Annotated in this window: 29 protein-coding genes; 13 read left to right on the plus strand and 16 right to left on the minus strand. The window is 65.1% G+C overall.

All coding sequences use genetic code 11. The features are described 5' to 3' along the window. The 5 genes from SMA01S_RS24335 to SMA01S_RS21095 all read right to left on the minus strand — a co-directional run. Positions 1–297: AAA family ATPase (locus SMA01S_RS24335; protein ID WP_157094072.1), on the minus strand; the 297-nt coding region annotated here is incomplete at its 3' end. Between the two features lie 27 nt (positions 298–324). Next, the gene (locus SMA01S_RS21080; RefSeq protein ID WP_066827024.1) at positions 325–1,122 is read right to left on the minus strand and encodes a Coq4 family protein; all 798 of its coding nucleotides are present in this window, start codon (positions 1,120–1,122) and stop codon (positions 325–327) included. A 97-nt stretch (positions 1,123–1,219) separates the two neighbouring features. After that, a complete protein-coding gene (locus SMA01S_RS24705; RefSeq protein WP_157094073.1) occupies positions 1,220–1,729 on the minus strand; it encodes a hypothetical protein in 510 nt (169 codons plus the stop codon). Between the two features lie 299 nt (positions 1,730–2,028). Beyond that, positions 2,029–3,141: a DNA polymerase III subunit beta gene (dnaN, locus tag SMA01S_RS21090; protein ID WP_066827028.1), complete on the minus strand. Its 1,113-nt coding sequence runs from the start codon at positions 3,139–3,141 to the stop codon at positions 2,029–2,031. 162 nt (positions 3,142–3,303) lie between these two features. Further along, entirely contained in the window at positions 3,304–3,978 is a 675-nt protein-coding gene (locus SMA01S_RS21095) for an outer membrane protein (protein ID WP_066827030.1), read from the minus strand. A gap of 152 nt (positions 3,979–4,130) precedes the next feature. On the opposite strand from SMA01S_RS21095, the gene SMA01S_RS21100 reads away from it, so the two are divergent. Together SMA01S_RS21100 and SMA01S_RS21105 are read left to right on the plus strand one after the other, a co-directional pair. After that, positions 4,131–4,766: a histidine phosphatase family protein gene (locus SMA01S_RS21100; RefSeq protein WP_066827031.1), complete on the plus strand. Its 636-nt coding sequence runs from the start codon at positions 4,131–4,133 to the stop codon at positions 4,764–4,766. Continuing rightward, positions 4,763–5,257, plus strand: coding sequence for a hypothetical protein (locus tag SMA01S_RS21105; protein ID WP_066827032.1), 495 nt, complete (start codon positions 4,763–4,765; stop codon positions 5,255–5,257). The genes SMA01S_RS21100 and SMA01S_RS21105 overlap by 4 nt, the downstream gene beginning before the upstream one ends. 668 nt (positions 5,258–5,925) lie before the next feature. Here the strand turns inward: SMA01S_RS21105 and SMA01S_RS21110 are convergent. After that, positions 5,926–6,810 carry a LysR family transcriptional regulator gene (locus tag SMA01S_RS21110; RefSeq protein ID WP_066827033.1) on the minus strand — a complete coding sequence of 295 codons (885 nt, stop codon included), beginning with the start codon at positions 6,808–6,810 and terminating at the stop codon, positions 5,926–5,928. Positions 6,811–6,901: 91 nt separating this feature from the next. Between SMA01S_RS21110 and SMA01S_RS21115 the strand changes: the two genes are divergently transcribed. From SMA01S_RS21115 to rlmN, 3 genes are read left to right on the plus strand one after another with little or no spacing between them, the layout of a single operon-like run. Next, the gene (locus SMA01S_RS21115) at positions 6,902–7,828 is read left to right on the plus strand and encodes an NAD-dependent epimerase/dehydratase family protein (RefSeq protein WP_066827034.1); all 927 of its coding nucleotides are present in this window, start codon (positions 6,902–6,904) and stop codon (positions 7,826–7,828) included. Positions 7,829–7,883: 55 nt separating this feature from the next. Then, entirely contained in the window at positions 7,884–8,405 is a 522-nt protein-coding gene (locus tag SMA01S_RS21120) for a hypothetical protein (RefSeq protein ID WP_066827039.1), read from the plus strand. A 45-nt stretch (positions 8,406–8,450) separates the two neighbouring features. Further along, the gene (gene rlmN / locus SMA01S_RS21125; protein ID WP_066827067.1) at positions 8,451–9,659 is read left to right on the plus strand and encodes a dual-specificity RNA methyltransferase RlmN; all 1,209 of its coding nucleotides are present in this window, start codon (positions 8,451–8,453) and stop codon (positions 9,657–9,659) included. A gap of 15 nt (positions 9,660–9,674) precedes the next feature. Here rlmN and SMA01S_RS21130 read toward each other — a convergent pair whose 3' ends face one another. Continuing rightward, entirely contained in the window at positions 9,675–10,337 is a 663-nt protein-coding gene (locus tag SMA01S_RS21130) for an MBL fold metallo-hydrolase (RefSeq protein WP_066827041.1), read from the minus strand. Between the two features lie 119 nt (positions 10,338–10,456). On the opposite strand from SMA01S_RS21130, the gene pabB reads away from it, so the two are divergent. Further along, entirely contained in the window at positions 10,457–12,220 is a 1,764-nt protein-coding gene (pabB, locus tag SMA01S_RS21135; protein ID WP_066827042.1) for an aminodeoxychorismate synthase component I, read from the plus strand. Positions 12,221–12,223: 3 nt separating this feature from the next. Here the strand turns inward: pabB and SMA01S_RS21140 are convergent, their stop codons facing one another. Both SMA01S_RS21140 and SMA01S_RS21145 read right to left on the minus strand, forming a co-directional pair. Further along, positions 12,224–13,498: a spinster family MFS transporter gene (locus tag SMA01S_RS21140; protein WP_066827043.1), complete on the minus strand. Its 1,275-nt coding sequence runs from the start codon at positions 13,496–13,498 to the stop codon at positions 12,224–12,226. A 73-nt stretch (positions 13,499–13,571) separates the two neighbouring features. Beyond that, positions 13,572–15,956, minus strand: coding sequence for a TonB-dependent receptor (locus tag SMA01S_RS21145; RefSeq protein ID WP_066827044.1), 2,385 nt, complete (start codon positions 15,954–15,956; stop codon positions 13,572–13,574). A 126-nt stretch (positions 15,957–16,082) separates the two neighbouring features. Here SMA01S_RS21145 and SMA01S_RS21150 point away from each other — a divergent pair, with 126 nt between their 5' ends. Then, positions 16,083–16,715 carry a TetR/AcrR family transcriptional regulator gene (locus tag SMA01S_RS21150; protein ID WP_066827045.1) on the plus strand — a complete coding sequence of 211 codons (633 nt, stop codon included), beginning with the start codon at positions 16,083–16,085 and terminating at the stop codon, positions 16,713–16,715. 66 nt (positions 16,716–16,781) lie between these two features. On the opposite strand, the gene SMA01S_RS21155 is transcribed toward SMA01S_RS21150, so the two are convergent. The 7 genes from SMA01S_RS21155 to SMA01S_RS21185 form a co-directional block, all read right to left on the minus strand. Next, the gene (locus SMA01S_RS21155) at positions 16,782–17,072 is read right to left on the minus strand and encodes a GIY-YIG nuclease family protein (RefSeq protein ID WP_066827046.1); all 291 of its coding nucleotides are present in this window, start codon (positions 17,070–17,072) and stop codon (positions 16,782–16,784) included. A gap of 63 nt (positions 17,073–17,135) precedes the next feature. Continuing rightward, a complete protein-coding gene (locus SMA01S_RS21160) occupies positions 17,136–17,519 on the minus strand; it encodes a MerR family transcriptional regulator (RefSeq protein WP_066827050.1) in 384 nt (127 codons plus the stop codon). A gap of 11 nt (positions 17,520–17,530) precedes the next feature. After that, positions 17,531–17,830 carry an integration host factor subunit alpha gene (locus SMA01S_RS21165; protein WP_066827068.1) on the minus strand — a complete coding sequence of 100 codons (300 nt, stop codon included), beginning with the start codon at positions 17,828–17,830 and terminating at the stop codon, positions 17,531–17,533. Positions 17,831–17,934: 104 nt separating this feature from the next. Further along, complete coding sequence (locus tag SMA01S_RS21170; RefSeq protein ID WP_084250492.1) at positions 17,935–18,900, minus strand: beta-ketoacyl-ACP synthase III; 966 nt, start codon at positions 18,898–18,900, stop codon at positions 17,935–17,937. Beyond that, positions 18,897–19,943 carry a phosphate acyltransferase PlsX gene (gene plsX, locus SMA01S_RS21175; protein WP_066827051.1) on the minus strand — a complete coding sequence of 349 codons (1,047 nt, stop codon included), beginning with the start codon at positions 19,941–19,943 and terminating at the stop codon, positions 18,897–18,899. The genes SMA01S_RS21170 and plsX overlap by 4 nt, the downstream gene beginning before the upstream one ends. A 27-nt stretch (positions 19,944–19,970) precedes the next feature. Beyond that, positions 19,971–20,150 carry a 50S ribosomal protein L32 gene (gene rpmF / locus SMA01S_RS21180; RefSeq protein ID WP_066804991.1) on the minus strand — a complete coding sequence of 60 codons (180 nt, stop codon included), beginning with the start codon at positions 20,148–20,150 and terminating at the stop codon, positions 19,971–19,973. Positions 20,151–20,270: 120 nt separating this feature from the next. Continuing rightward, entirely contained in the window at positions 20,271–21,227 is a 957-nt protein-coding gene (locus tag SMA01S_RS21185) for an acyl-CoA desaturase (RefSeq protein WP_066827053.1), read from the minus strand. An 86-nt stretch (positions 21,228–21,313) separates the two neighbouring features. Here SMA01S_RS21185 and SMA01S_RS21190 point away from each other — a divergent pair, with 86 nt between their 5' ends. From SMA01S_RS21190 to SMA01S_RS21215, 6 genes are all read left to right on the plus strand, one after another. Further along, positions 21,314–21,628 carry a metalloregulator ArsR/SmtB family transcription factor gene (locus SMA01S_RS21190; protein ID WP_066827055.1) on the plus strand — a complete coding sequence of 105 codons (315 nt, stop codon included), beginning with the start codon at positions 21,314–21,316 and terminating at the stop codon, positions 21,626–21,628. Positions 21,629–21,676: 48 nt separating this feature from the next. Further along, complete coding sequence (locus SMA01S_RS21195) at positions 21,677–22,114, plus strand: MAPEG family protein (protein ID WP_066827057.1); 438 nt, start codon at positions 21,677–21,679, stop codon at positions 22,112–22,114. Between the two features lie 107 nt (positions 22,115–22,221). Continuing rightward, positions 22,222–22,980, plus strand: coding sequence for a sulfite exporter TauE/SafE family protein (locus tag SMA01S_RS21200; RefSeq protein ID WP_066827062.1), 759 nt, complete (start codon positions 22,222–22,224; stop codon positions 22,978–22,980). A gap of 53 nt (positions 22,981–23,033) precedes the next feature. After that, positions 23,034–23,840, plus strand: a complete 807-nt coding sequence (locus SMA01S_RS21205) for a cytochrome b/b6 domain-containing protein (protein ID WP_066827064.1) — start codon at positions 23,034–23,036, stop codon at positions 23,838–23,840. Beyond that, positions 23,837–24,595, plus strand: a complete 759-nt coding sequence (locus SMA01S_RS21210; protein WP_066827065.1) for a molybdopterin-dependent oxidoreductase — start codon at positions 23,837–23,839, stop codon at positions 24,593–24,595. The genes SMA01S_RS21205 and SMA01S_RS21210 overlap by 4 nt, the downstream gene beginning before the upstream one ends. 61 nt (positions 24,596–24,656) lie before the next feature. Continuing rightward, entirely contained in the window at positions 24,657–25,889 is a 1,233-nt protein-coding gene (locus tag SMA01S_RS21215) for an SAM-dependent methyltransferase (RefSeq protein WP_066827066.1), read from the plus strand. Positions 25,890–26,257 lie beyond the last annotated feature (368 nt).

The raw sequence follows: 26,257 nt of genomic DNA on the forward strand, positions 1-26,257 counted from the left end.
GGGGGGGGGGGGTGCCTCGCAGAGGGCATCGCCTGCGTCCCCCACCCCAACCCCTCCCCTGAAGGGGAGGGGCTTGAGAGTAGCCGCGACGCTAAACCCACCTCTACCGCCCTGCCGCGCCATATCGCTGAGCGCCGCGCGGCGCAGTCCGCGTCCCGGCGCGAGCAGCGATACGGCTTCGAGCACATTGGTCTTGCCCGCGCCATTCTCGCCGGTCAGCACGACGAAGCCGCGCCCCGGATGGAGCACGGCTTCGGCATGATTCCTGAAATCGGTGAGGATCAGGCGCGACAGCATCGCGCCCGTCCCTAGCGGAGTTTTGGGTTAGGCCGCCAGCTTGGCGGGTTCGGCCGCGCCCGATTGCTGGTTCTTCGCGCTCAGATACGACGCCATTTCGGCACCCAATTCGCGCTGCGCCTTCAGATAGGCGACCGGCTCGTCGAGCCCGAGCCGCTTGCGCGCCGCGTCGAGCGGCTCGTGGAGCAGCTGAAGATAATCCTCGCCGGAAATCCACTTGGCCTTCTTGCCGCGCTTATAGCCTTCCCACACGGCCTTCGCGAACAGCGTGTTGCCGGTGACCTTCAGGCTCTTGAGCGCCGCCGCGCCGCCGATGAACGCCCAGCCCAGCCCGCCGACCTGGGCATAGCTGAACGCGACCAACGCCGCTTCGCCCATGCTTTCGTCGGCCTTGTAGCCGGTCAGCACGTGCCAGATGTCGTGCGTGTCACGCACCCGCCGCCCGAACCAGGCGTAGGGATGCGGCATGTCTTCCTCGCGATTGACCTTGCTGACTTCGGCCAGGCCGTCGGCCGAATAGCCGGTCGATTCGAGGAAATGGTTGTAGGCCGCGCCCACCGTGCCCGGCGCGAATTGCTTGGCAAAGCCGGGCTGCGACAAAAGTTGCGCGAGCTCGATCCGCTCATAGGCCATCCGCCCGCCTTCTTCCGTGGCGATGAAGCGCGCATAGTTCATCGGCGCATTGCCGACGTTCAAGGCGCGCATGATCTTGAACACCTGCGTCGTGTCGTCGCCATTGGCGAGCAACTTCCTGATCGAACTGAACGCGGTCTTCCAGTCACGCTTACCAGTGGTGCCGGGAAAGGGGGGGAGCTTTGCGGGCATCGAGTGATTCCTTACTGACACTCATGTAAGTAAGTGAATTGGGCGCGGTCGTCAACCCTGATGCGATCGCGTGGGGACTCCCATGCCAGCGGCCGCGTTAAGAACACCACAATTCCATCTTGACCAGACGGGGCTTCGGACAGCCTTTCGCGGGCAGCGGCAGGGGCCGGCCAGGACGCCACAGGCCGAGACGTTGCTGAATATTGGGCATCTCCGAATCGATCACCGCCAGCGGGTTGTCATCGCCGTACCTGGTCGCGCTGCGGTAGCGCAGTATCTGCTGATACCGGTATGACGGAGTGAGCCGGTTGACCGTGACCCAATAGCCGAACGGCGCATTCTCCGTTGGCTCGGCAACGACGACATCGCCGCGCAACGGTCCCGCCTCAACAAAGCGGACTTCCGGATTGGTGTTGCGTCCGACCATCCGGCTGAATACCGATTCGAATCGGTCTCTGTCACGCCGATAGGCGAGCAGTTGCGTAAAGATCGGCTGGCTGCCGTCACCGCCAATCGAGCCGCCCGTCCGCGTCAACAGCAGGGGCGGTGCCGATCGCCCACGCGGATAGACGATGCCAGCTACAAAAAGTTGGCGTGGCTTCCACATCGAAGCATAACTAGGATCGGGTGGCGGGGCCATCTGCGCCAGTGCCGGCGAGCAGGTCCGGTCGGCCGCGCGCTTCAGGCAGAGCGTAATGATTCCCGGGATCGGGCCTTCATCCCGATTGGGCTGATCAGGCGCTTGAGTCGCTGTAAAGCGCCATTCCGATCTCGCGCCGAATGGCTTGGTGAGGTCGATTGCGCTGATCGTCTTGGTTGCCGGGGGTTCCGCACTTCCAGCCGATCCGAAGAAAATAACAATAGCCGCGATCGTGGCGACGAAGATCGCTCCGGACCGCGCCTGCGTCACACCCGCATCGGCATCAGTACGTACAACGCCGGCGACTTGTCATTCTCGCGAATCAGGGTCGGTGCGCTGGCGTCGGCGAGGTGCACCTCGACCGTGTCGCCCTCGATCTGGCCGAGAATGTCGAGCAGGTACCGGCTGTTGAAGCCGATATCGAAGCCTTGCGCGGCATATTCGCCCGGCACTTCTTCCGCCGCTGTGCCGTTCTCCGGGCTGGTCACCGAGAGCGTGATCTTGTCGCGATCGAGCGTCATCTTCACGGCGCGCGTTTTTTCGGTGGCGATGGTCGACACGCGGTCGACGCCTTCCTCGAAGCTGCGCGGATCGATCTTGAGGATCTTGTCGTTGCCGGTCGGGATGACGCGCGAATAATCGGGGAAGGTGCCGTCGATCAGCTTCGAGGTCAGCAATGCCTGGCCCATGTCGAAGCGGATCTTGGACGAGGACAGCGACACGCCGACCGAACCGTCGATCTCGTCGAGCAGCTTGCGCAGCTCGGCGACGCATTTCCGCGGGATGATGATGTCGGGCATTCCCTCGGCACCATCGGGGCGTGGCAAAGTCACACGGGCGAGGCGGTGGCCGTCGGTGGCGGCGGCCTTGAGCACCGGCTGGCCGTCATCGGCGACATGCCAGAAGATGCCGTTGAGATAGTAACGCGTCTCTTCGGTCGAAATCGCGAAGCGCGTCTTGTCGATGATCTGCTTGAGCGTTTCCGCCGGCAGCTCGAACTGCACCGGCAATTCGCCCTCGGCGATCACCGGGAAGTCGTCGCGCGGCAGAGTGCCGAGCTGGAACCGCGCGCGGCCCGCGACGATCGTCATCTTGCCTTCGGCCGCGGCGAGCTGGACCTGGCTGCCCTCGGGGAGCTTGCGCGCGATGTCGAACAAGGTGTGCGCCGACACCGTGGTCGCGCCCGGCGTATCGACCGCCGCGGGCACGCTTTCGTTGATCTGCAGGTCGAGATCGGTCGCCATCAGCTTGAGCGATCCCTCGGCCGTCGCCTCGATCAGCACGTTCGACAGAATCGGGATCGTATTGCGGCGTTCGACCACCGACTGTACATGGCTCAGCCCCTTGAGGAGCGTTGCGCGTTCGATCGTCGCCTTCATGTCCTAACCCCCGGGCCGGTGCCCTGATTTTCCGACCCGCCAGACATGAGAGAATCCGGGGGCAATTCGCCTACCGTCTTCCTTAACGTGAAAAAGGGCCGGAGCAAGCGCCCCGACCCTCCTTTCACACCCTGTTTCCCCTGTTATTGTGGATGAATCGCTTTAGAAGCGGACACCCACCCCGGCGACGACCTGATGCCGGTCGGTATCGACCGAGAAATTGTTGGTGTTGCCGCCGTTCGGATATTCCAACCGGGCATTGCCATAGTTGGAATAGCGATACTCAACCTTGGCGTAGGCCTTGCCGCCGAGCGACTGCTCGACGCCGGCGCCCGCGCGCCAGCCGTCCAGGTTGAAATGCTGGCCGGTTTCGGTCGTGCCGTCCGACGCGACGAGATCGAGCCGCTGGTTGGTGTACCCGCCCTTGGCATAGATCATCGTGCGCGGCGCGACGACATAGCCGACGCGCGCGCCGGCATAGAGATCGCGGCCGGCCTTGACCCGTCCATAGCCCAGCGCCCCCGCTGCGGACGGATTGTTGGTCACCTTGCTGGTCGACCCGGTCACTTCGCCCTCGGCGCCGAACACCAGGTTCCCGCTGCGGATGTCGTAACCGACATCGCCACCATAGGTCAGACCGTCGGCCGAGTTACGGTCGTCGATCGACGAATTGGGCACCTGGCCCGGCTGCATCCGGTCATAGCCCAGGATGATGCCGGCGCGCGGCCCGCTGAAGGTCGTGTCGCTATCCGGGTTCGGGGGACCATCCTGCGCGAAGGCGGGGGCGGCGACGGCAAGCGCCGCGAGGCTGGCGGTGGCAAGGATCAGCTTACGCATAAATAACTCCATTCACTCAATATCCCGCGGAGCACCGGGGGGTCGGTGGCGCGGGAAGGGGCAAATAGGTGGGGAGCCAAGAGGTTGCATGAACCTCAGATAAACAAGGAATTCCGTTGCTTTCGCGCCACAGGGGGTTGAAAGCGCTGGGAATGATTCCAAGGCGGGGACGCGACTTCATCGCGCGGCACGGCGAGACGGTGTTCAACGCGGCCGGGCGGTTGCAAGGCGACCATCCGCACACCCCGCTGACCCGCGCCGGGTTCCGTCAGGCCGACGAAATGGGCGAGGCGCTTCGCCATGCTTTGGGCGACAAACCCGCGCTGACGCTGTGGGCGTCGCCGACCGGCCGCGCGCTGCAGACGCTGGCGGTGATCGCCGAGCATGTCGGGCTCGACTGGCATCAGGCGCGGACCGATCCGCGGCTGACCGAGATCGGCATGGGCAGCTGGGGCGGGCGCTATTATCGCGACGTCATCGCCGAGGTGGGCGACGTGATCGACCGTCCGAGCGGCCTGCTGATCAGCGCACCCGATGGCGAACTCTATCCACAGATCGCCGAGCGCGTCTCGGCTTGGCTGGCCGACACCGACGACGATGCCGGCGACCGGCTGGTCATCATGCACGGCATATCGAGCCGGGTGATGCGCGGGGTGATGACCGGACAACCGCCGGTCGACCGCTTCGGCGCGCCCGCCGCCGGCCATTTGCCGCAAGGGTCGTTGGTGATGATCGAAGGTGGAATCGAGACGATCGTCCATCTCGGCGGTGGCGGCGAGACGGTATGAAGCGGCCGGCAATCGCTGCAACGCTCATTGGGGCGCTGATCGCAACGGCGGTCGCGGCAGCCCCGGCAATGGCGCGCGACACGATCGGCGTGTGGAACCGATGGGCCGCGTTCAGCGATCCCAGTCCGCGCCGCTGCTTCGCGATCGCGCAGCCGGTCGATCCCGATCATCGCACCGGCTTCGCCAGCATCGCCAATTGGCCGGGCCAGAATATCCGCAGCCAACTCCACATCCGCCTCAGCCGCGGCCGCGCCGGCAATGCCCGCGTGACGCTGTCGATCGGCGAGCGCCGCTTCGAGCTGGTCGCCGGTACCGACGACGCCTGGGCACCCGATTCGCGCACCGACGCCGCGATCGTCGCCGCGATGCGTGGCGGGCGCTCGATGAGCGTCGAGGGATTGGGGCGTGATGGGAGCGCCTTCGCCGATGTCTATGCGCTGTCGGGGGCGGCGACGGCGATTGATGCTGCGGCGTTGGCGTGTCGGGTGTAGGGCATTCCCTCTCCGTTGGGAGAGGAGAAGGTCCATCGGGTGGCCGGTTATCGCTTTGTCAAACGATACGGCGTGTACGCTGCGGGATCGTCCCAGGAATCTGATGCCCTTGTGGCGCCCGCCACGCCCATGAAAACACGATCGGCAGATACGTCCCGCCACACGAAACGACATCGCCTCGGTAGGTCGGTGGCTTGGACACAAAGGCGCTCCTCGCCACGGAACTTGTCCGTGGTCCAGTGGCCCTCGAACGTGCGGGGCCCTCGCTGGCACTCGAATCTTTGCCATCGCCCATGGGCAAAAAAGGTTTCCCGCGGCCAGCATCCACCAACCTCGAAAATCTCGACTTTCACGCCCGGAAACGGCTCGTAGCTCTCATCCACATTCAGGGTGCGGTCCGAAAACAATGCGACAATCTGCGCGCCGGTCAGCGGAAGCCATCGCGGAGCGTCCAGTCGCAGCGGCGGTACGTGCGACCTCCTAGACATTGCCCCAGGCCGGTATTGATCCTTCGCGATCACGTTGGCGGAAAAAGTCAGAGCCAAGATTGCTGCTGCGACCCGCGTCACATGATGTCGAAAGCGTGGCATTTTGTGACCTTACTTCGCATTCGGTCCTGTCGTCCCCGCCAATCGAGGTTAAAAATCGGAGTGTAGAATTGGTCATCGCTAGGTTGACGCCAGATAGTCCTTCAACCCCGCGACCAGCGCGTCGAACACCGCCCGCACCGGCGCGGAGGTACGCAAATCCTCGTGCATCACGACCCAGGTATCGAGCGGATGGTTGAATGCCTCCGGCAGGATGCGGACCAGCGCCGGATCGCGCGCCGCTAGCGGCACCTGGCACACGCCGATCCCCAGCCCGGCGCGCATCGCGGCCATCTGGGCGAGGTCGCTGTCCGAGCGGAAGGCGAAATCCTCCAGCCGGATCGGGATACCGCCGGCGCGCATCGCGCGAAGCACCGCATTGTCGTTCTCGACTCCGATCAGCCCGAACGCCACGACCTCTTCCAATGTCGCCGGCGTCGGGCGCCCGGCGATCAGATCGGCGCGGACATGCAGCCCGACATGGATGTCGCCGATTCGGCGCGCGACAAGGGCGTCTTGCGCGGGCCGCACCATCCTTACCGCGACATCGGCCTCGCGCCGCAACAGATCCTCGTTGCGATTATTGGGGCTGAGCGCGACCACCAGCCGGGGGTGGCGCCGGCGCAAATCGGCGAGGATCGGCGGCACGATTTCGACCGAGATCACTTCGCTGGCCGACACGCGGACCAGCCCCGCTATCTCGGTCCCCTGTGTCGCGCCACGGGCAAAGGCAGCGGCGGCGATTTCCATCGCCTCGGCATGCTGGCGCAGGCCAAGCGCGGCATCGGTCGGCACCAGCCCGTCGGGCGCGCGCGTGAACAAGGCGACGCCGAGACCGCGCTCGAGATCGGCGATCCGCCGCCGCACCGTCGGCTGCGCCAGCGCCAGCCATCGCGCCGCGCCCGACAGGCTGCCTTCGCGCAACACCGCCAGGAAGGCGCGGTGACGTTCCCAATCCTCACTCATCAAATTTGTATAGGCCGCCCATCATATCGCGACAATTTTATTCAGGCTCTGACTGGCCGATATCGCCGTCATCAAATCGAGGAGACGAACGATGACGAAGACAGCTCTAGTGCTGGGCGCGACCGGCGGGATTGGCGGAGAGACGGCACGGGCGCTGATTGCGCATGGCTGGACGGTACGCGGGCTGACCCGCTCGCCACGTGATGGCGACGGCATCGATTGGCGGATCGGCGACGCGATGGACCGCGCGGCGGTGCTGGCGGCAGCGGACGGGGTCGATGCGATCGTCCATGCCGTCAACCCGCCGGGCTATCTCGACTGGGAGAAGCTGGTCCTGCCGATGCTCGAGAACAGCATCGCGGCGGCGCGGGCCAACGACGCGCGGCTCGCGCTCCCCGGCACGATCTACAATTACGATCCGCGCACCTCGCCGGTGATCGCGCCCGACAGCCCGCAGCATCCGAACACCCGGAAAGGCGCGATCCGCGTCGCGATGGAGCGCGCGATCGAGCAATCGGGGGTGAAAGCGGTGATCCTGCGCGCGGGCGACTATTTCGGTCCGCGCCCGGGCAATAGCTGGCTGAGCCAGGGTCTGGTTACCCCGGGTAAGCCGGTCGGCCGGGTAATGGTACCGGGCAAGGCCGGGATCGGTCATGGCTGGGCCTATCTGCCCGATGTCGGCGAGACGTTCGCGCGCCTGCTCGACAAAGGTGACGAGCTTCCCCGCTTCGCCCGCTACCATTTCGCCGGCATATGGGACGATGACGGCACACGCATCACCGGCGCGATCGCGCAAGCGGTGGGGCGGCCGGTCAGGACGTGGCGGATGCCCTGGACGCTGCTACCGATCGTCGGCCTGTTCAACCCGACGATGAAGGAAATGGTCGAGATGCGCCCCTTCTGGGAGCATCCGGTCCGGCTCGACAATGCCGACCTGGTCGCCGCAATCGGTCCCGAGCCACACACGCCGGTGGATGTCGCGATGGCGACCACCCTGAAGGCGCTCGGCTGCGACTGACTTGCTGGCGGCGGCGGGGTGTGTCAGCCTGACCGGACACTTGGGGAGGACGAAGATGAGTCTGATCGCCCTGCTGCTCGCCGCCGCGGCGCCGCAAACCGCGCCGCCACCCCCTCCCAAGCCGCCCAAGGTCGACTGCAGCGATGCCGACCATCGGGCGCTCGATTTCTGGATTGGCGACTGGGACGTCTTTGCGAAGGGTTCGACCAAACCCATCGCGCATAGCAGGATCGAGAAAATCGTCGGCTGCGCGATCAGCGAGACGTTCGACCAGTCGATCGGGCCCGGCGGCAAGCCGATCGCGTATCATGGGCGCTCGATCAGCGCTTATGTCCCAGCAGATAAAGGCTGGCGGCAATATTATGTCGACAGCGGCGGCACGGCGGCGACCCTGATCGGCAATGTTACAGGCGGCGACATGATCTTCCTGTCGACTAACGGGCCGGTCACCAACCGCATGACGCTCGGCCCCGATCCGGACGGCTCCGTCCATCAGCGAGGCGCTTTCTCGACCGACGGCGGCAAGACGTGGAGCCCGGCCTACGACTTCACCTACCGCCGCCGCGCGATGCATTAGCCAGCCACCTAGCAAATCGCGCCCTTTTCCCCTATGTGCGGCGCCATGCAGACAGAGTCGGCCGCCCTCATGCCCATTCCGGGGCACATCGATCCCGTGCCCGTGCCCCGCCAGACGGTGGCGCGCGAGGATGGGCGCGTCGACCTTGTCGGCCTCTCCAAGGCCGAGTTGCGCGAGGCGTTGCTCGCCGCCGGGATGGACGCCAAGCAGGCGAAATTGCGCGCCAAGCAGATCTGGCACTGGATCTACAATCGCGGCGCGACCGAGTTCACCGCGATGACCGACATTGCCAAGGCGCAGCATCCCTGGCTGGTCGAGCGCTTCGTCGTCGGCCGGCCCGAGGTGATCGAGGCGCAGGTCTCGACCGACGGCACGCGCAAATGGCTGCTGCGCGGGCCCGACGGCCAGGATTACGAGATGGTGTTCATCCCCGACGCCGATCGCGGGACGCTCTGCGTGTCGAGCCAGGTCGGCTGCACGCTCAATTGCCGTTTCTGCCACACCGGCACGATGCGGCTGGTGCGCAACCTGACGGCGCAGGAAATCGTCGGTCAGGTCATGCTGGCGCGCGACGCGCTCGGCGAATGGCCGTCGCAGCCCGAGGGACGGATGCTCACCAACATCGTGATGATGGGGATGGGCGAGCCGCTCTACAATTTCGACAATGTCCGCGACGCTCTCCATGTCGTGATGGATGGCGATGGGCTGGCGCTCAGCAAGCGCCGCATCACGCTGTCGACCTCCGGGGTGGTGCCGATGATGGCGCGCGCAGGCCAGGAGATCGGGGTCAACCTCGCCGTCTCGCTCCACGCCGTCACCAAGGAAATCCGCGACGAGATCGTCCCGATCAACCGCAAATACGGGATCGAGGAACTGCTCCAGGCGTGCGCCGATTATCCCGGCGCCAACAATGCGCGGCGCATCACGTTCGAATATGTGATGCTGAAGGACAAGAACGACCTCGACGAGCATGCGCATGAGCTCGTCCGGCTGATCCGCAAGTACAAGCTGCCCGCCAAGGTCAATCTGATCCCGTTCAATCCCTGGCCCGGCGCGCCCTACGACACGTCGACGCCGGAGCGCGTGCGGCGGTTCAGCGACATCATCTTCGAAGCCGGCATCTCGGCGCCGGTGCGCACCCCGCGCGGTCGCGACATCGACGCGGCCTGCGGCCAGCTCAAGACCGCGGCGGAGAAGAAGAGCCGCGCCGAACTCGATCGCCTCGCCGAGGAAAAGCTCGCCGCCTTGGGCTGAGCTCCAGCGGAAACGTCAGGCGATCACCGAATCGGCGACGAATGGGTTCGACTGGCGTTCCTGACCGAAGGTGCTCGGGTCACCATGGCCGGGCAGGAAGAAGGTGTCGTCACCCATCGGCCAGAGCCGCGTGACGATCGAATTGATCAAGTCCTGGTGATTGCCGCGCGGAAAATCGGTGCGGCCGATCGATCCGCGGAACAGCACGTCGCCGACGATCGCCAATTTCGACTCGGCATTGTGGAACACGACATGGCCGGGCGTGTGCCCCGGCGTGTGGTGGACCGCGAATTCCACCTCGCCGACGGTGACGATATCGCCCTGATCGAGCCAGCGCGACGGCACGAACGATCGGCCCGGCACGCCGTAGCGCAAGCCGTCCTCATCGAGCTTTTCGAGCAGGAACATGTCCTCGGGATGCGGCCCCTCGATCGCCACGCCCAGATCGTCGGCCAGTTGTGCCGCGCCGCCGCAATGATCGAAATGACCATGCGTCACCAGGATCTTCTCGATCGTGACGCCGTGCTTTTCCATCTGCGAGGTTAGTAAAGGCAAGTCGCCGCCGGGATCGACGAACGCGCCGCGCATCGTCCTGGTGCACCACAATAACGTGCAATTCTGCTGGAGCGGGGTGACGGGAATGATCGCCGCGCGAAGCGGCTGCGCGGTGCTGGCCATGGCGGAGACCTAAGGTTTGTCGTCGCGACCGGCAATGCCCCCTTGCGAAACGGATTGTGTGGGCACGTGACGCCGTGGCGGCAAAAGCTTGGGGTTGCCGAAGCGTCCGACGCAGTTGCATGAGCGGGACAGTGATCCGCCGTGACCGCCCTTTCGTACTGCTCGACGACGCCCGTACAGTCGGTGCCGCTCCCGCGCGGCTGTATCGGGCGCCGGTCGAGATCGTCGAGGCGCGCGACGTCGCCGCGGTCAAACCCGCGCTCGAGCGGCTGCGCGCGGCGCGCCATCGCGGGCTCCACGCCGCCGGGTTCCTGGCTTACGAAGCGGCAAGCGCCTTCGAGCCGGTATTGGGCGAGCTGTCGCAGGCGGAGACGCCCTTATTATGGTTCGGCCTGTTCGAGCGGTTCGACGAGATCGCCCCAGGCGACGTCGCGGCCTGGCTGCCCGACCCCGCCGCCGCCTGGCTGGGCGCGCCCGTGCCCGATATCGACCGCGATACCTATGCCGAGCGCTTCGCGCAGGTGCATGCGCTGATCGAGGCGGGCGATCTCTATCAGGCCAATCTGAGCTTTCGCGCGCGCGTGCCCATCGCCGGCGATCCGCTGGCCGCTTATGCGGGGCTGAGGGACAGCGCGCGCGCCGGTTACGGTGCGGTGGTGTGGACGGGGCAGGATTGGCTGCTGTCGCTGTCGCCCGAATTGTTCTTCGCGTTGGAGGGCGGCAGGCTGACGACGCGGCCGATGAAGGGCACCGCGCGGCGCGGCGCGACGCCGGAGGAGGACCGCGCGCTCGCCGCCGAACTGCGCAGCGACGCCAAGCAGCGCGCCGAGAATCTGATGATCGTCGACTTGCTGCGGAACGATCTGTCGCGCGTCGCCGAACCGGCCAGCGTCGCGGTGCCCGAGCTGTTCGCGGTCGAAACCTACCCGACCATCCACACGATGACCTCGACCGTCACCGCGACCCTGGCGCCCGACCAGGATGCGATCGATGTGCTGGCGGCGTTGTTCCCATGCGGATCGATCACCGGCGCGCCCAAGATCCGCGCGATCGAGGCGCTGGCCGGGATCGAGATGGGCAGCGCGCCGCGAGGGCCCTATACGGGCGCGATCGGTCGGCTCGATGCGACCGAGGGGGCGATGTTCAATGTGGCGATACGAACCTTGGTGATCGAAAATGGTGCGGACCATGCGTTGCTCGGCGCGGGCGGCGGCATCGTCGCCGATTCGCGGATGAGCGAGGAATGGGACGAGGCGCAGGCCAAGACCGCCTTCGTCGGCGCCGGCGCGCGCCGCTTCGACCTGATCGAGACGATGGCGTTCGATCCGATCGAGGGGATCGCGCTGCTCGAACGCCACCTCGCGCGGATGAAGGCGAGCGCGGTCGCGTTCGGTTTCGCCTTCGATCGTCATGCCGCACGCAACGAACTCCAGGCCGCGACTTTCCGGCTGCGCGAGGCGAAACGCATCCGTCTGGTGCTGGCGCCATCGGGCGCGGTCGCGATCGAGGTCGCAGCGATGCCGGCCATGCCCGAGACGCCGGTCGCAGTCACGGTCGCGCCGCTGCCAGTCGCGCCCGGCGATTTCCGCCTGCGCCACAAGACCAGCGACCGCGCCTTTTACGACAGTGCGCGTCAGGGATTCGAGACGGTGTTCGAAAGTGACGGCCAGCTGACCGAAGGCAGCTTCACCAATTTGTTCGTCGAGCGCGACGGCGCGCTGCTGACCCCACCGCTCAGCGCCGGCTTGCTTCCCGGCATATTGCGCGCCGAGCTGATCGAGAGCGGCCGCGCCATCGAAGCGCCGCTGACGCGCGCCGATCTCAATCACGGCTTCTTCGTCGGCAACGCCTTGCGCGGGCTGATCCCGGCGACTTTGGGCTGAGGATCAGTCGGTCGCTTCGACCCAGCCGCGCTTGAGCGGCTTGATCGCGAGGAGCGCGAGCACGGCGGCGACGAGATAGAGGCTCACCCCGATGATCGCGGCGTAGCGCAGCGAATCGGCGCCGTAGCTCGCCTTGAGCGCGTCCGACAGCGTGCCCATCAGCAACGGCCCGAGGCCCAAACCGAGCAGATTGTTCACCAGCAGGAAGCTGCCCGACGCGCTCGCGCGCATCCGCGACGGCGCCAGATGCTGGGCGGCAGTGACGATCGGGCCGAGCCACAGCGTGTTGAGCGCATTGGGGATCAAGAGCAGGAACCAGGCGAACATCGGATAAGGCGTGAACAGCCCGAGCATGAAGGTCGGCGCGGTGATCAGCCAAGCGATGGCCGGCAACCGCGCATACCAGGCGCGATCGACCGTCCCGAGCCGGTCGGCGAACACGCCGCCGAGGAAAATGCCGGTGGTCCCGCCGATCAGCAGCAGCGAGCCCATGAACTGGCCGACCTTGATCAGATCGTGATTGGCGGTCCAGCCGTAATGGACCGCGATGATCTTGGGCACCCACAAGGCCAGCCCATAGCCCGCCATCGAGCTGCACCCGGCTCCGATCGACAACAGCCAGTAAGCCGGCTTGCGGGCAAGGATCGGGATGACCGCCAACACCGGCACCGCGTCGGCATCGGCGACAACGGCCGGCCGCGGCCGATCGCGCACCAGCAGCAGGAAGATCGGCGCAACGACGATGCCCGCGATGCCGACGGTAATGAACGCGGTCTGCCAGTCGACCAACGCCGCGATATAGGCGCCGAGCAGCACCCCCGAGCCGAGCCCGATCGGAATGCCCATCGAATAGATGGCGAGCGCCCGCGCCCGCCGCTGGACCGGGAAATAATCGGCGATCAGCGCATAGGACGGCGCGACCCCGCCCGCTTCGCCGACCCCGACGCCGAGGCGCGAGAGAAACAGCGACCAGAAACCGGTCGCGGTGCCGCACAAGGCGGTGAACCCGCTCCACACCACCAGCGAACCTGCAATCACGCGGGTCTTTCCGACGCGATCGGCGAGGAGCGCAAGGGGCACGCCCAATACCGAATAGAGGATCGCGAACGCCGTCCCGCCGATCGCGCCGAATTGGGCGTCGCTCAAGTGGAGGCTGGCCTGGATCGGCTTGGCCAGGATGCCGAGGATCTGCCGATCGAGGAAGTTGAACGTATAGACGACCAACAGCATCGTCAGCACCAGTGCCGGATAGCCCGGCCGCTCGGTCCTGTTCGTCATCGCGACCCTCCCCTTATGAAACGAGCCGGGCACGCGGCTGGCGCACCCGGCTCATCCCCCTTTTAACCTGCCATCAGAATTTGAGCGAGAAGGTTCCGAACACCTGACGCGGATTGCCGTAGAAGGCGGTCGCGATGCCTTCCTTGCCGAGCGTCGGGGTGACGCCGCCGGTCGGGGTATAGATGATCGCGCCCGTCGCCGCATTCGCCGCCAGATACTGATAGCCGCTGGTCTTGTAGCGGACATCGGTGATGTTCTTGGCATGCACGCCGAACGAATATTGCCGCTTCGACCCGAAGCTGTAGGTCAGATTGGCGTCCCACAACGTATAGGCCGGCTGATCGAGAAACGGGCTCGCGACTTCGAACTGATGCGTCAGGCTGCGGTACGAGACGGTCGTCGATGCGTTGAGGTCGCCGCTGGCCACCGGCACGGTCCCGCTGAGCGTTCCCGACAAAGTCCATTTGGGCGTGTTTTGGAACTGGCGATATTGCGACACCTCGGCGCCGGTCGGGCCGATATAATGCTTATATTTCGGGTCGATATAACCAAGCGTACCGGTGAAGGTGACGTTCGAACCCGGACCGGCAAAGCCGCGCGCCAATATGGCGTTGGTTTCGAGTTCGACGCCCTTAATCTTCGCCTTCGCCGCATTGGTCGTGATGCCGCAGAAACTGGCCACGCCGCCGATTGTGCACGCGACCGAACCCGGTATCTGGACATTGGTATAGTCCGAATAGAAGCCGTCGAGCGCCCAGGTCAGCCGCTTGTCGAAGGCAGAGCCCTTCCAGCCGATTTCGTAGCTCTTGACCGATTCCGGGTCGAACGAAAGGTAGTTGTAGATGTCCTGATAGGTCCGACCGGCCGCCGGATTGCTGATCGGCGCCGACGTGCCCGATCCGCGCGGATCGAATCCGCCGCCCTTGAAGCCTTCCGAATAGGACACGTAGAACATGTGATCGGCGCTGGGCTTGAACGAGAGGCTGGCACGCGGCGTGAACCGCTTGAAATTGGCCTCGCCGCGGAAATTGGTCGAGGCACCGAGGTTGAGCGTCGGGTTACCGCCGAATTCGCTGGTCGCGCCATAAAGCGGACCGCCGAGGAAGTTCGCCTTGTAGACGAACGACCTGCGCTGGTCCCAGGTGTAGCGCCCGCCGACCGACAGGCTCAACTGCGGCGTGAAGTCGAAGGTGAAGTCGGCGAATACCGAAGAGGTTTCGGTGCGCACGTCGCCAGCGGTATAGGCATCGAGGTTGGCCAGGGTGGTATTGAGCAACACGTCGAAGGCGGTCGAGGCCTTGGCGCCGAGATAATAATAGCCGACGATGCCGTTGACCTTGCTGCTCGACCATTGGAACTGGAATTCCTGGCTGGTCTGCTCATTGCGATAGACCGCGGGCACGTCGACATCGACCGACGGCGTCGAATCGAAATCGATCGGGGTGAAGCTGCGGTCCTTGCGCCAGGCGCTGATCGACTTGAAGGTCAGATTGTCGGTCAGTTTCGCGGTCGCGGTCATCGACAGGCCGCCGGCCTGGATATCCTGTTTGGGGAAATTGAGCCCGGCATTGGTGTCATAGACATTGTCGAGCACCGGCGACCCGGTCAGCTTGCCGGCGAACAGGCGATGGCCGTTGCGCGGCGCCGACTTGTCGTGGGTATAATCGCCGGTGATGCGCACGAGCAGGCGGCTGTCGGGCGTTTCGAACTCGACCGTGCCGCGGCCGGCCCAGATGTTCTTGTTGTAATTGTCGATGCCGAGATTGCGGTTGCGGCCGAACCCGTCGCGGGTCAGCCGCGCGCCCGACACGCCCACGCGGAGCATCGACCCGATCGGCGCCGACAGGCTGACGATGCCGTCGGCCTGGTTGTACGATCCATAGGTACCGCGCGCAGCGACTTCGAAATGGTCGGGCAGCCGGCGCGTGACGTATTTGATCGCGCCGCCAATCGTGTTGCGACCATAGAGCGTGCCCTGCGGCCCGCGCAGCACCTCGATCCGTTCGACGTCATAGATGTCGAGCACCGCGGCCTGGGGACGGTTGAGATAGACGTCGTCGAGATAGATGCCGACGCCCGCCTCGAATCCCGGCACCGGATCCTGCTGGCCGACGCCGCGGATGAAGGCGGCAAGCGTCGAATTGGTGCCGCGCGCGTCCTTGATCGTCGTGTTCGGCGTCGTGTTCTGGATGTCGGTCAGGTCGACCGCGCCCATCTTGTCGAGCTTGTCGGCGGTGAACGCGGTCACCGCGATCGGCACGTTGAGCAGGGTTTCCGACCGGCGGCGCGCGGTGACGACGATATCGCCCGAGACATCGCCATTGGCCTGCGCCTCGTCCGCTGGCGGCGTGGCGGCGGCCGATCCGGCCGACGCATCCTGCGCGAACGCGGGGCTGGAGAACAACGCGGCGACGGCAACGCCGAGATACAGCGCGCACGCGTGACGGTGACGGATCATCCCTTCAAACCCTCCCATGGTTTATCGTCCGCGCGGGAAAACGACCCGGTTGAACGCTTGTTGATCCGGCCTATACTGAAACCTGAACCGGGTTTCAACTTCCGGCGGGATGGGGAGGCAAAAAGAATGGTCCAGCGTGGCTCAACTGCAACGCTCGATGCCATTGCCAGCGAGGGAAAAGCGCCGCGCACCGAGCGCGGGCGGCGGACGCTACGCGCGTTGCTCGACGCCGCGGCGGTCGAATTCGGCGAGAAGGGGTTTCACGACGGGTCGATCAGCGGGATCACCCGCCGCGCCGGTGTCGCGTTGGGGAGTTTCTATACCTATTTCGATTCGAAGGACGCGATCTTCCGCGCGCTCGTCCGCGACATGTCCGACCAGGTGCGTGACACTGTCGCCCCGGCGATCCGCGCCGCGCCCGACCAGATCGCGGCTGAACGCGCCGGCCTGCTGAGCTTCCTCGAGTTCGTGCGCGGCCACAAGGAGATCTACCGCATCATCGACGAGGCCGAGTTCGTCGACCCGGCCAGCTTTCGCGCGCATTACGCGACCACTGCCGAGCGTATCGAGCAGCGGTTGAAGGCCGGCGCCGACCGCGGCGAGATTCGCGACGACATATCCGATGTCCATGCCTGGGCAGTAATGGGGATGAACGTGTTCCTCGGGCTGCGTTATGGGGTGTGGGACGAGGATCGCACGCCTGAGGCCGTCGCGGACGTCATCGCGGAGTTGCTGCGCGATGGGTTGCGGGCACGGTAGCCCTGTCTAGCTAAAAACCGTCATCCCCGCGAAAGCGGGGACCCATCTCCGGAAGGCGCCGCAAGCTTATCGGTTGATATCGAAAAACAAATCGCGCCAATCGGGATTGGCCTGCTCGATCAATGCGATTTTCCACGCGCGATGCCATTTCTTGACCGCCTTTTCGCGGGCGATTGCATCAATGATCGCGTCATGGCGCTCGACATAGACGAGCCGACTAATGTCATATTTCTTGCAGAACTTGCTTCCGGTGCCATCGCGATGCTGCATCATGCGGGCGGCAATGTCGGCGCACACGCCCGTATAGAGGGCACCGTTCTTGCGGTTGGCCAGGATGTAAACATAGCCGCCAGGCATCAGGCACGCGCCGGAGATGGGTCCCCGCTTTCGCGGGGATGACGGCAATTGGAAACGACGAGACTACCCCCCGAGCGCCCGCACCAATAGGTCGCGGATCGACCTGAGCGCGCTCAGGTCGATGGGCGAGCCCTGCACCGGAACGGGTGCGGCAGGAGCTGCGGCCGGTGCGTCGGCGGCGGGCTTCCCGCCCCCGCGCCCCTCGGTCGCCAGCAGTTTCTGCACGCCGCGAATCGTATAGCCCTGCTGGTTGAGCAGGTCGTCGATCCGCCGGATCAGCGTGACATCCTCTGGCCGGTAATAGCGACGCTTGCCGGCCCGCTGCAGCGGGCGCAATTGTGTGAAGCGCGTTTCCCAATAGCGCAGGATATGCTGGGGCAACCCGGTGTCTTGCGACACCTCGCCAATCGTACGGAATGCGCCAGCCGCCTTGTCGAGCGCGGCCATGCGCTTCTCCGTCAGCCCGCGTCGACGATGCGGTCGCGCATCATCTGACTGGCACGGAAAGTCAGCACGCGCCGTGGCGCGATCGGTACTTCCACACCGGTCTTGGGATTGCGGCCGATTCGCTCGCCTTTGTCGCGAAGGACGAAGGTGCCGAAGCCCGAAATCTTGACGTTTTCGCCACGCGCCAGCGCGTCGCACATGTGATCCAGGATTTCCTCGACCAATTTGGCCGAATCGGCCCTGGATAACCCCACCTCACGCTGTAACGCGTCGGACAGATCAGCCCGCGTCAACGTACCCACACTTGCCATCAACACCCTCCCTTGCGTGGCAGAAACTTGCCGTAACACAATGGTGGAACGCATGAAATGGGCTTAATACCCAATTTCAGGCATGGCCGAACCGGCTCAAACAGTCAGATTCGGACGACCGCAGCGCCCCAGGTGAAGCCGCCGCCCATCGCTTCGAGCACGACGATCTGTCCCGGCTTGATACGCCCGTCGCGCACCGCGGTGTCGAGCGCGAGCGGGACCGAGGCGGCCGAGGTATTGGCATGCTGGTCGACCGTGACGACCACCTTTTCGGGCGCCAGCCCGAGCTTGCGCGCGGTCGCGTCGAGGATGCGGGCATTCGCCTGGTGCGGCACGACCCAGTCGACATCGCCAGGGACCAGCCCCGCCGCGACCAGCGATTCGTCCATCACGCTGGCGAGGTTGGTGACCGCATGCCGGAACACTTCGCGCCCCTTCATCCGCACCTTGCCGACCGTGCCGGTGGTCGACGGGCCGCCATCGACATAGAGGAGGCCGTTGTGCCGGCCATCGGCATGGAGCCGGCTGGCAAGGATGCCGGGGCCGTCCTCGGCGACATCCTGCGCCTCGAGCACCACGGCGCCGGCGCCGTCGCCGAACAGCACGCAGGTGGTGCGATCTTCCCAATCGAGGATCCGGCTGAACGTCTCGGCACCGATCACCAGGGCGCAATTGGCGGAGCCGGTCTTGATCAGGCTGTCGGCGACCTGAATCGCGTAGAGGAAGCCCGAACATACCGCGCCGACGTCGAACGCGACGCAATCGTCGATCCCCAGCATCGCCTGGACCTTGGTCGCGGTGGCGGGAAAGGTCTGGTCGGGAGTCGCGGTGGCGAGCACGATCAGATCGACCTCGTCGGCCGCCTTGCCGGCCTTGGCCAGCGCCGCGCGCGCCGCGTCGGCAGCCAGCGTACCCGTCGTTTCGTCAGGCCCCGCAATGTAGCGGAAGCGGATGCCGGTGCGCTCGACGATCCACTCGTCGCTGGTGTCGACGGTCTGCGCGAGTTCCGCGTTCGACACGCGCCGCATCGGAAGCGCCGATCCCGTTCCGGTGATGACCGCACGCCTCACGCAACTGCTCCTTCGGGTTCATGCGCCTCGAAATATTTGAGATCCTCGGCGATCTTGCGCGCCAGATCGTCGCGCACGCTCTTGGCCGCGACCGCGATCGCATTGGCCACCCCGGTTTCGTTGGCGCCGCCATGGCTCTTCACGACCAGGCCGTTGAGGCCGAGAAAGACCGCGCCATTATGGTTGTTGGGGTCGAGATGGTGCCGCAGCAATTCGGTCGCCGGGCGCGAGATCAGGAAGCCGATCTTCGAGCGCACCGAACTGCTGAACGCGCGGCGCAGCAGGTCGGCGACGAATCGCGCGGTGCCTTCCGCCGTCTTCAACGCGATATTGCCCGAAAAGCCGTCGCACACGATCACGTCGACATCGCCGCGCGACAATTTGTCGCCCTCGATGAAGCCGGCAAAGGTCAGCGGCAAATGAGTCGCGTCGCGCAGCGCTTGGGCGGCGTCGCGAATCTCCTCGGTGCCCTTCTGGTCCTCGGTGCCGATGTTGAGCAACGCGACGCGGGGGCTGGCGAGATCGAGCTGGGTGCGCGCATAGGCCGCGCCCATCACCGCGAACTGCATCAGGTTGCGCGCGTCGCATTCGGTATTGGCGCCGAGATCGAGCACGACCGTGTCGTTGGGGCCGAGGCTAGGCATCAGCCCGGCGAGCGCGGGGCGATCGATCCCCTTCATGGTGCGCAGCGAGACCTTCGCCATCGCCATCAGCGCGCCGGTATTGCCCGACGACACGGCGGCAGCGGCGCGACCCTGCTTCACCAGGTCGATCGCCACGCCCATCGACGTGATCTTGGCGCGGCGCAGCGCGGTGCTGGGCTTTTCGTCGCCCTTGATGACTTCGGGCGCGTGGACGATTTCGGAATTCGCCGTCAGATTGGGGTGAGCCTTCAACCCCTCGGCGATCTTCGCCTCGTCGCCGACCAGGAAGAAATGCGTGCCGTCGAAGCGACGCCGCGCTTCGGCGACGCCTGCCAACATCACCGCCAACCCCTCGTCACCGCCCATCGCGTCGATGGCGATCCAGGAGTTGGTGGTCACGCGTCAGTCCCCCTTAATGGGCCCCGATCAACCTTCGACCGAGACGACCTCACGGCCATTATAATGGCCGCACGACGGGCAGAGATTGTGCGGACGCTTGAGCTCGCCGCAATTCGGGCACTCCTGGAACGACTCGACCGAGAGCGCGTCGTGCGCGCGGCGCATGCCACGGCGGGAGGGCGAGGTTTTCTTCTTGGGAACGGCCATTGCGGCGACAACCTTCAAAAAATCGAATTGATCAAGACGACTAGGCCCGGACGTTTATCGGCGCAACCGACGGGTCGGCCACGCGGTACAAAGGCTCGGGATGCATCGCGAAGCGTGCGCCTATAGCGATTTGGCGCGCCGTTGCAACCCGCGCGGCGTCGCGGTCAGCCGCCGCTCGCGCGACGGAAGGGCGTCGGGCGTGCAGACGTCCCAGGCAAGTCCCACCCATTGAAGCAGACTGATCAGCACGAATCCCCAATCGCTCTGCCCCGGATAGAGCCCGATCCGCGCCGAACCGGGAAAGGCATGGTGATTGTTGTGCCACGCCTCTCCCATGGTCGGGATCGCCGCCCAGGGCACGTCGTGCGCCTGGACGCCGGCTTGGTCGACCAGCCAGGATTGCGGGCCGTGGCGATGCGCGAAGTGACCGACCAGCCAATGGCCATGGACCGAGATCGCGACGCGGGCGCAGACGCCCCACACTACCCAGGACCAGCCGCCGATCGCCCAGCAGGCGAGCGCGACCGGCACTTGCTGCGCCATCCACCAGCCTTCGAGGAAGCGATAGAAGCCCTGCCGCTCGAGCGCGCTCAGGTCGTAGGCCGGCGGGTGCGCCAGATCGAGCCGGCAATGCAGCTGCCACCAGGCATCGATCAACGGCGGACGGCGATGCGCGAGATAATCATGGCAATGTGCCTGGCGCTGGGCCCAGTCGCGTAGATCGTGGGTGCGAATCATCCAGAACGGGCCGCTCATCCCGACCGCGGTGCCGCACCAGACCAGGAAATATTCGATCGCGCGTATGGTCCGAAAGCTGCGATGGATCATTAGCCGGTGAAAGCCGACCGAATGGCCAAGCAGCAAGCCGCCACCGGTGGTTAGGACGAACAGCAGCAGCGCACCGGGCGTTGCGACCAGCGGTCCGGCGATCAGCGCCACGCCCGCCATGCCGCCGTTCCACAGCGAATGGAGCGGATCCCAGCGTACGCTGCCCGTCGAAGGGTCGGCGCCCGGCGTCTCGACCAGCCAATTGACCGCGCACCGATCATGGTCGTCCCGATGCTCCCGTTCGCGCATGGTGATTCCCCTATTTGATTAAGTCATACCTTAATTACCTAATTGCTATCTGGAAAGTATTTAAGCAAGCGCCTAATAGGGTAAATATGCAAAGAGTCTTCGAAGCCCTGGCGTCCACGACCCGCCGCAAGATCCTGGCCTATCTGTCCAAGGCGGAGATGACCGCCGGGGAGATCGCCGCGCGCTTCGAGATTTCCAAGCCGGCGGTTTCGCAGCACCTGAGCGTGCTGGAGAATGCCGGGCTGGTGACGAGCGAGAAACGCGGCCAATATGTCCATTACCGGCTGGTCGAGGATAATCTGGCCAACACGCTGAACGGCTATCTGCAGGAAGTCTGCCCGGTGTCGCGCCCGCTCAAGGTCGAGAGCGCAGCCAAGGCGGCGCGGCGGGACGAAGGCTGAGAGATAGACGCGCCGCGTCGATGCGGGAATACCAAGGGGAGGATCGCCATGATATTACCGGTAACGCTCGTGATCGCCGCTGCGACCGGGCTGATCAATGTCTGGCTGGCGTTCGGCATCGGACGCGATCGGGTGAGCAGCAAGATCAATCTCGGCGATGGTGGCGAGGCGGCGATGACCGCCAAGATTCGCGCGCACGGCAATCTGACCGAATATGCGCCGACCGTGCTGATCCTGATGGCATTGATCGAACTCGCGCGCGGCCCAAGCCTGTGGCTGTGGATCGTCGGCGCCGTGTTCATCGTGGTGCGGCTGGCGCACGCCTTCGGCATCGTCCGGCCGGCGCCCAGCGTGTTGCGCATGATCGGCGCGCTCGGCACCTGGCTGGTGATTATCGTCCTGGCGATATGGGCGCTGGAGATCAGCTATCAGGCCGAATGGACCCCGCCGGTGCGGTCGATGCAGATCGGCCAGCCCGCGGCGTGATCCGAGGTGCGATGAACTGATCCTTCCTCGCCAGGGGTGCGTTCGAGCGTCGGCCTGACGCGATTGCGATCTCGACTTTTGCCGCCAACGCTTCAAGGGAGCGGGCGATGAGTCCGATCCTCTCCCTCCTCTTCGCGTTCGGCGCGGGCACTGTCGGCGGCGCGATGAATGCGCTGGCGGGCGGCGGCACATTCGCGACCTTGCCCTCGCTGCTCGCGCTGGGCATCCCGGCCAACGCCGCCAACGCGACCTCGAACGTCGCTTTGCTGCCGGGGGCGGGGATGAGCGCCTGGGCGTTTCGCGACGAGCTCGCGCCGGTCGGCGGCGTCGGGGTTCGGACATTGTCGGCGATCACGTTCGTCGGCGGGCTCGCCGGCAGCGTGCTGCTGGTGCTGACCCCCAGCCATGCGTTCGACGTGATCATTCCCTGGCTGGTCCTCTATGCCTTTGTCGTGCTGGCGTTCGGCAAGCGCGCGGCAGCGTGGTTGCGTGACCGCGTGACGATCGGACGCCGCAGCCTGATGGTCGTGCAGATGCTGCTCGGCATCTATGGCGGCTATTTCGGTGGCGGGGTCGGGCTGATGACGACGGCGACCTATGGCCTGCTCGCCGGGCACACGCCGCGCGAATTGTTCGCGCCGCGCACGCTGATGCTGGCGATCGCCAATCTCGCCGCGGCGATCGTCTTCATCGCCGCGGGGATGGTACGCTGGATCGCATGCCTGCCGATGCTGGCGGGATCGATCCTCGGCGGCTGGGCCGGCGCGCATATCGGCAAGAAATTACCCGCATCCGCGGTGCGCGTGTGGACGTTACTGGTGACGGGCGTCACAACGATCGTGTTCTTTGCGCGCGCTTACGGCTAAACGAATCGACGATCGCGTGTAACCGGTCGGGCGTATCGTTCGAAGGAAGCATAATGGACGAACCGACCGCCCCCGCCGATTCCCCGGTCGCCCGGCCAATTGCGCCGATTGTCGTCTATCGCCACCGCCTGGCGACGCGGATCTGGCACTGGATCAACGCGATCACGATCTTCATCATGATCGGCAGCGGCATCGGCATATTGAACGCGCATCCGCGGCTCTATTGGGGACAATATGGCGCCAATTTCGACCATGCCTGGCTCGATCTTCGGCCGTACAGCGACATTCTGCGCTCGGGCTGGCTGACCATCCCGGCAGGGTACAATCTCGCCATTTCGCGGCGCTGGCATTTGCTGTTCGCGCTCGTGCTCGGCTTCGGGCTGCTCGTCTTCATGATCGCGAGCCTGATCAACCGTCATTTCCAGCGCGACCTGCGCGTCCGCGCCAGGGAGATCGGGCCGCGCCATCTCTGGGCCGACCTGCTCGCGCATCTCCGCTTCGATTTCCACAATCCCGAGGATCCGGCGGCCTACAACACGCTACAGAAGCTGGCCTATGTCGTCGCGATCTTCGTGCTCATCCCGCTGATGATCTTCACCGGGTTGGCCATGTCGCCGGGGATGGACGCGGCCTGGCCATGGCTGATCGAACTGTTCGGCGGCCGCCAGTCGGCGCGGTCGATCCATTTCATCGCGGCGAGCGGAATCGTGCTGTTCGTCATCGTCCACCTGACCCTGGTGGTGCTGGCCGGGCCGATCGAGGAAGTGTGGTCGATGATCACCGGCCGCTGGACCTTGCCCGCGGCACCGCCACCCGAACCGGCCGCCACCTCACGCGCCGAACCGGAGGCCGCCGAATGACTCTCATCACGCGTCGCACGCTCGTCACCGGTGGTGCGCTTGGCGCCGGGCTGCTGCTGTCGGGCTGCGACAAGCTCGCCCAGCAACCCGGCTTCCGCCGCATCCTGTTCTCGGGCGAGAAGATCAACATGGGCCTGCAGCGCGCGCTGATGGACCGCAACGCGCTGGCGCCCGAATTCACCCCCGACCAGATGTCGCCGGTGTTCCGCACCAACGGCAATTCCAACCCGAACACCGCCGACTACAACCGCCACGTCGCGGAGAATTTCGCCAATTGGCGGCTCGACATCGGCGGGCTGGTAGACCGGCCGCTACGCCTCAGCCTGACCGATATCGGCGCCTTTCCGCAACGCGCACAGATCACCCGCCACGATTGCGTCGAAGGGTGGAGCGCGATCGGCAAATGGCAGGGGCCGATGCTCGGCAATGTGCTCAAGGCGGCAGGGGTGCGCACATCGGCGCGCTATATCGTGTTCACCTGCGCCGATCTGTGGGGCGGCGCGCCTTATTACGAATCGATCGATCTGATCGACGCCTTCCACCCGCAGACGATCCTGGCCTGGGCGATGAACGACAAGCGCGTCTCGGTCGGCCATGGCGCGCCGATCCGGCTCAGGGTCGAGCGGCATCTTGGCTACAAGAACGCCAAATATGTGATGCGGATCGACGCGGTAGCGAGCCTCGCCGGAATCGGTTTGGGCAAAGGCGGCTATTGGGAAGATCACGTCAATTACGACTGGTATGCCGGTATTTGATGCAGGCAGAGCTGTTTCCGGTCTTTTCGTGGCCGCAATCAACCGATAGCAGCGAACGCCTATGGCCCTGATCGATCTGTTCTTCGAGCGCGCGTTCAAGCGCGGCACGCTGTCCGTCACCTATGCCGACGGCACGACCAAGTCGTTCGGCACGGCGGACCCCGATTATCCCGATGTCGCGATCCGCTTCACCACCAAGAGCGTGCCGGGACAGATCCTGCGCGATCCCGCGCTCGGCGTGGCCGAAGCGTTCATGCATGGCCGCATGGTGATCGAGCGTGGCGACATCATGCAGCTGCTCTCGCTGGCGAGTAAGAACAATCGCTGGGAAGACGCGACTGGCGCGCTCGATCCCGGGCTCGCCGCCAGGGCCGTGGTCGGGGTCAAGCGCAAGCTCGACCAGTTCAACCGCGCGCGGGCGGCGCGGGCCAACGTCAAGCATCATTACGACATCGGCAACGCGCTCTACGACCTCTTCCTCGACGCCGATCGCCAATATAGCTGCGCCTATTTCGTCGACCGCGACGAAAGCCTCGAACAGGCGCAGTTGGACAAGAAGGCGCATATCGCCGCCAAGCTCGCGCTCAAGCCAGGCATGCGCGTGCTCGATATCGGCTGCGGCTGGGGCGGCATGGCGCTCTATCTGCACCAGACCTATGGCGTCGACGTCGTCGGCATCACGCTCAGCGACGAACAGATCGCCACCGCCAAGCAGCGCGCGGCGGACGCCGGCGTCGCCGATCACGTCAAGTTCGAGTTGATCGACTATCGCCACATGACCGGGACGTTCGACCGCATCGTCTCGGTCGGCATGTTCGAGCATGTCGGCCCGCCGCAATATCGCACCTTCTTCCGCAAATGCCGCGACTTGCTCAACGAGGACGGCGTGATGCTGCTGCACACGATCGGGCGCGCGGGCGGGGCGGGAGTGACCGACGAGTTCACCGCCAAATACATCTTCCCCGGCGGCTATATTCCCGCACTGTCGGAAATCGCCAAGGGCTATGAAGGCCTGCGTTATTACATGACCGACGTGGAGGTGCTGCGCCTCCATTACGGCTATACGCTGCAGGCCTGGTACGACCGCGCCGTCGCCAATCGCGAGAAGATCATCGCGATGTACGACGAGGTCTTCTTCAACATGTGGATCTTCTATCTCGCCGGCTCGTGCGTCAGCTTCCTCTATGGCGGGATGGTCAATTACCAGCTGCAGTTCGCGCGCAACCGCGACGCGCTGCCGATCACGCGCGATTATATGGGCGAAGAGGAACGGCGGATCGCCGCGAAGGTATAATCTGGGTCGTCCCGATCACCGACGCGTGTGCACCCCGGATCCAATAGTCGGTTTGACTCGCGCAAAACGCGAAGGCGCAAAAAAGAGTAAATTGGGTTCGCGCGGAGGCGCGGAGGGCGCGGAGGTGTTCTCATGCCGGGCCAGCGGCGGGACTCAAGTGCGATGAGTGTCCTTGAGCCTCGCTCAACGAGGCTCCTTAGAATCTCTGCGCTCCCTGCGCCTCTGCGCGAAACCTCTTCGCGCCTCCGCGCCTCCGCGTGAACAATATAAAGCGGTTTGCCGGTCAGCGGTCGGCACGCCATGTCGAGCTGGCGAGTTACGCCGCCTTGCGGAGTTCCAGTTCGAGCCGGTTCCAGATGTCGACCAGC

This window comes from Sphingomonas mali NBRC 15500 (assembly GCF_001598415.1).
Lineage (GTDB): Bacteria > Pseudomonadota > Alphaproteobacteria > Sphingomonadales > Sphingomonadaceae > Sphingomonas > Sphingomonas mali.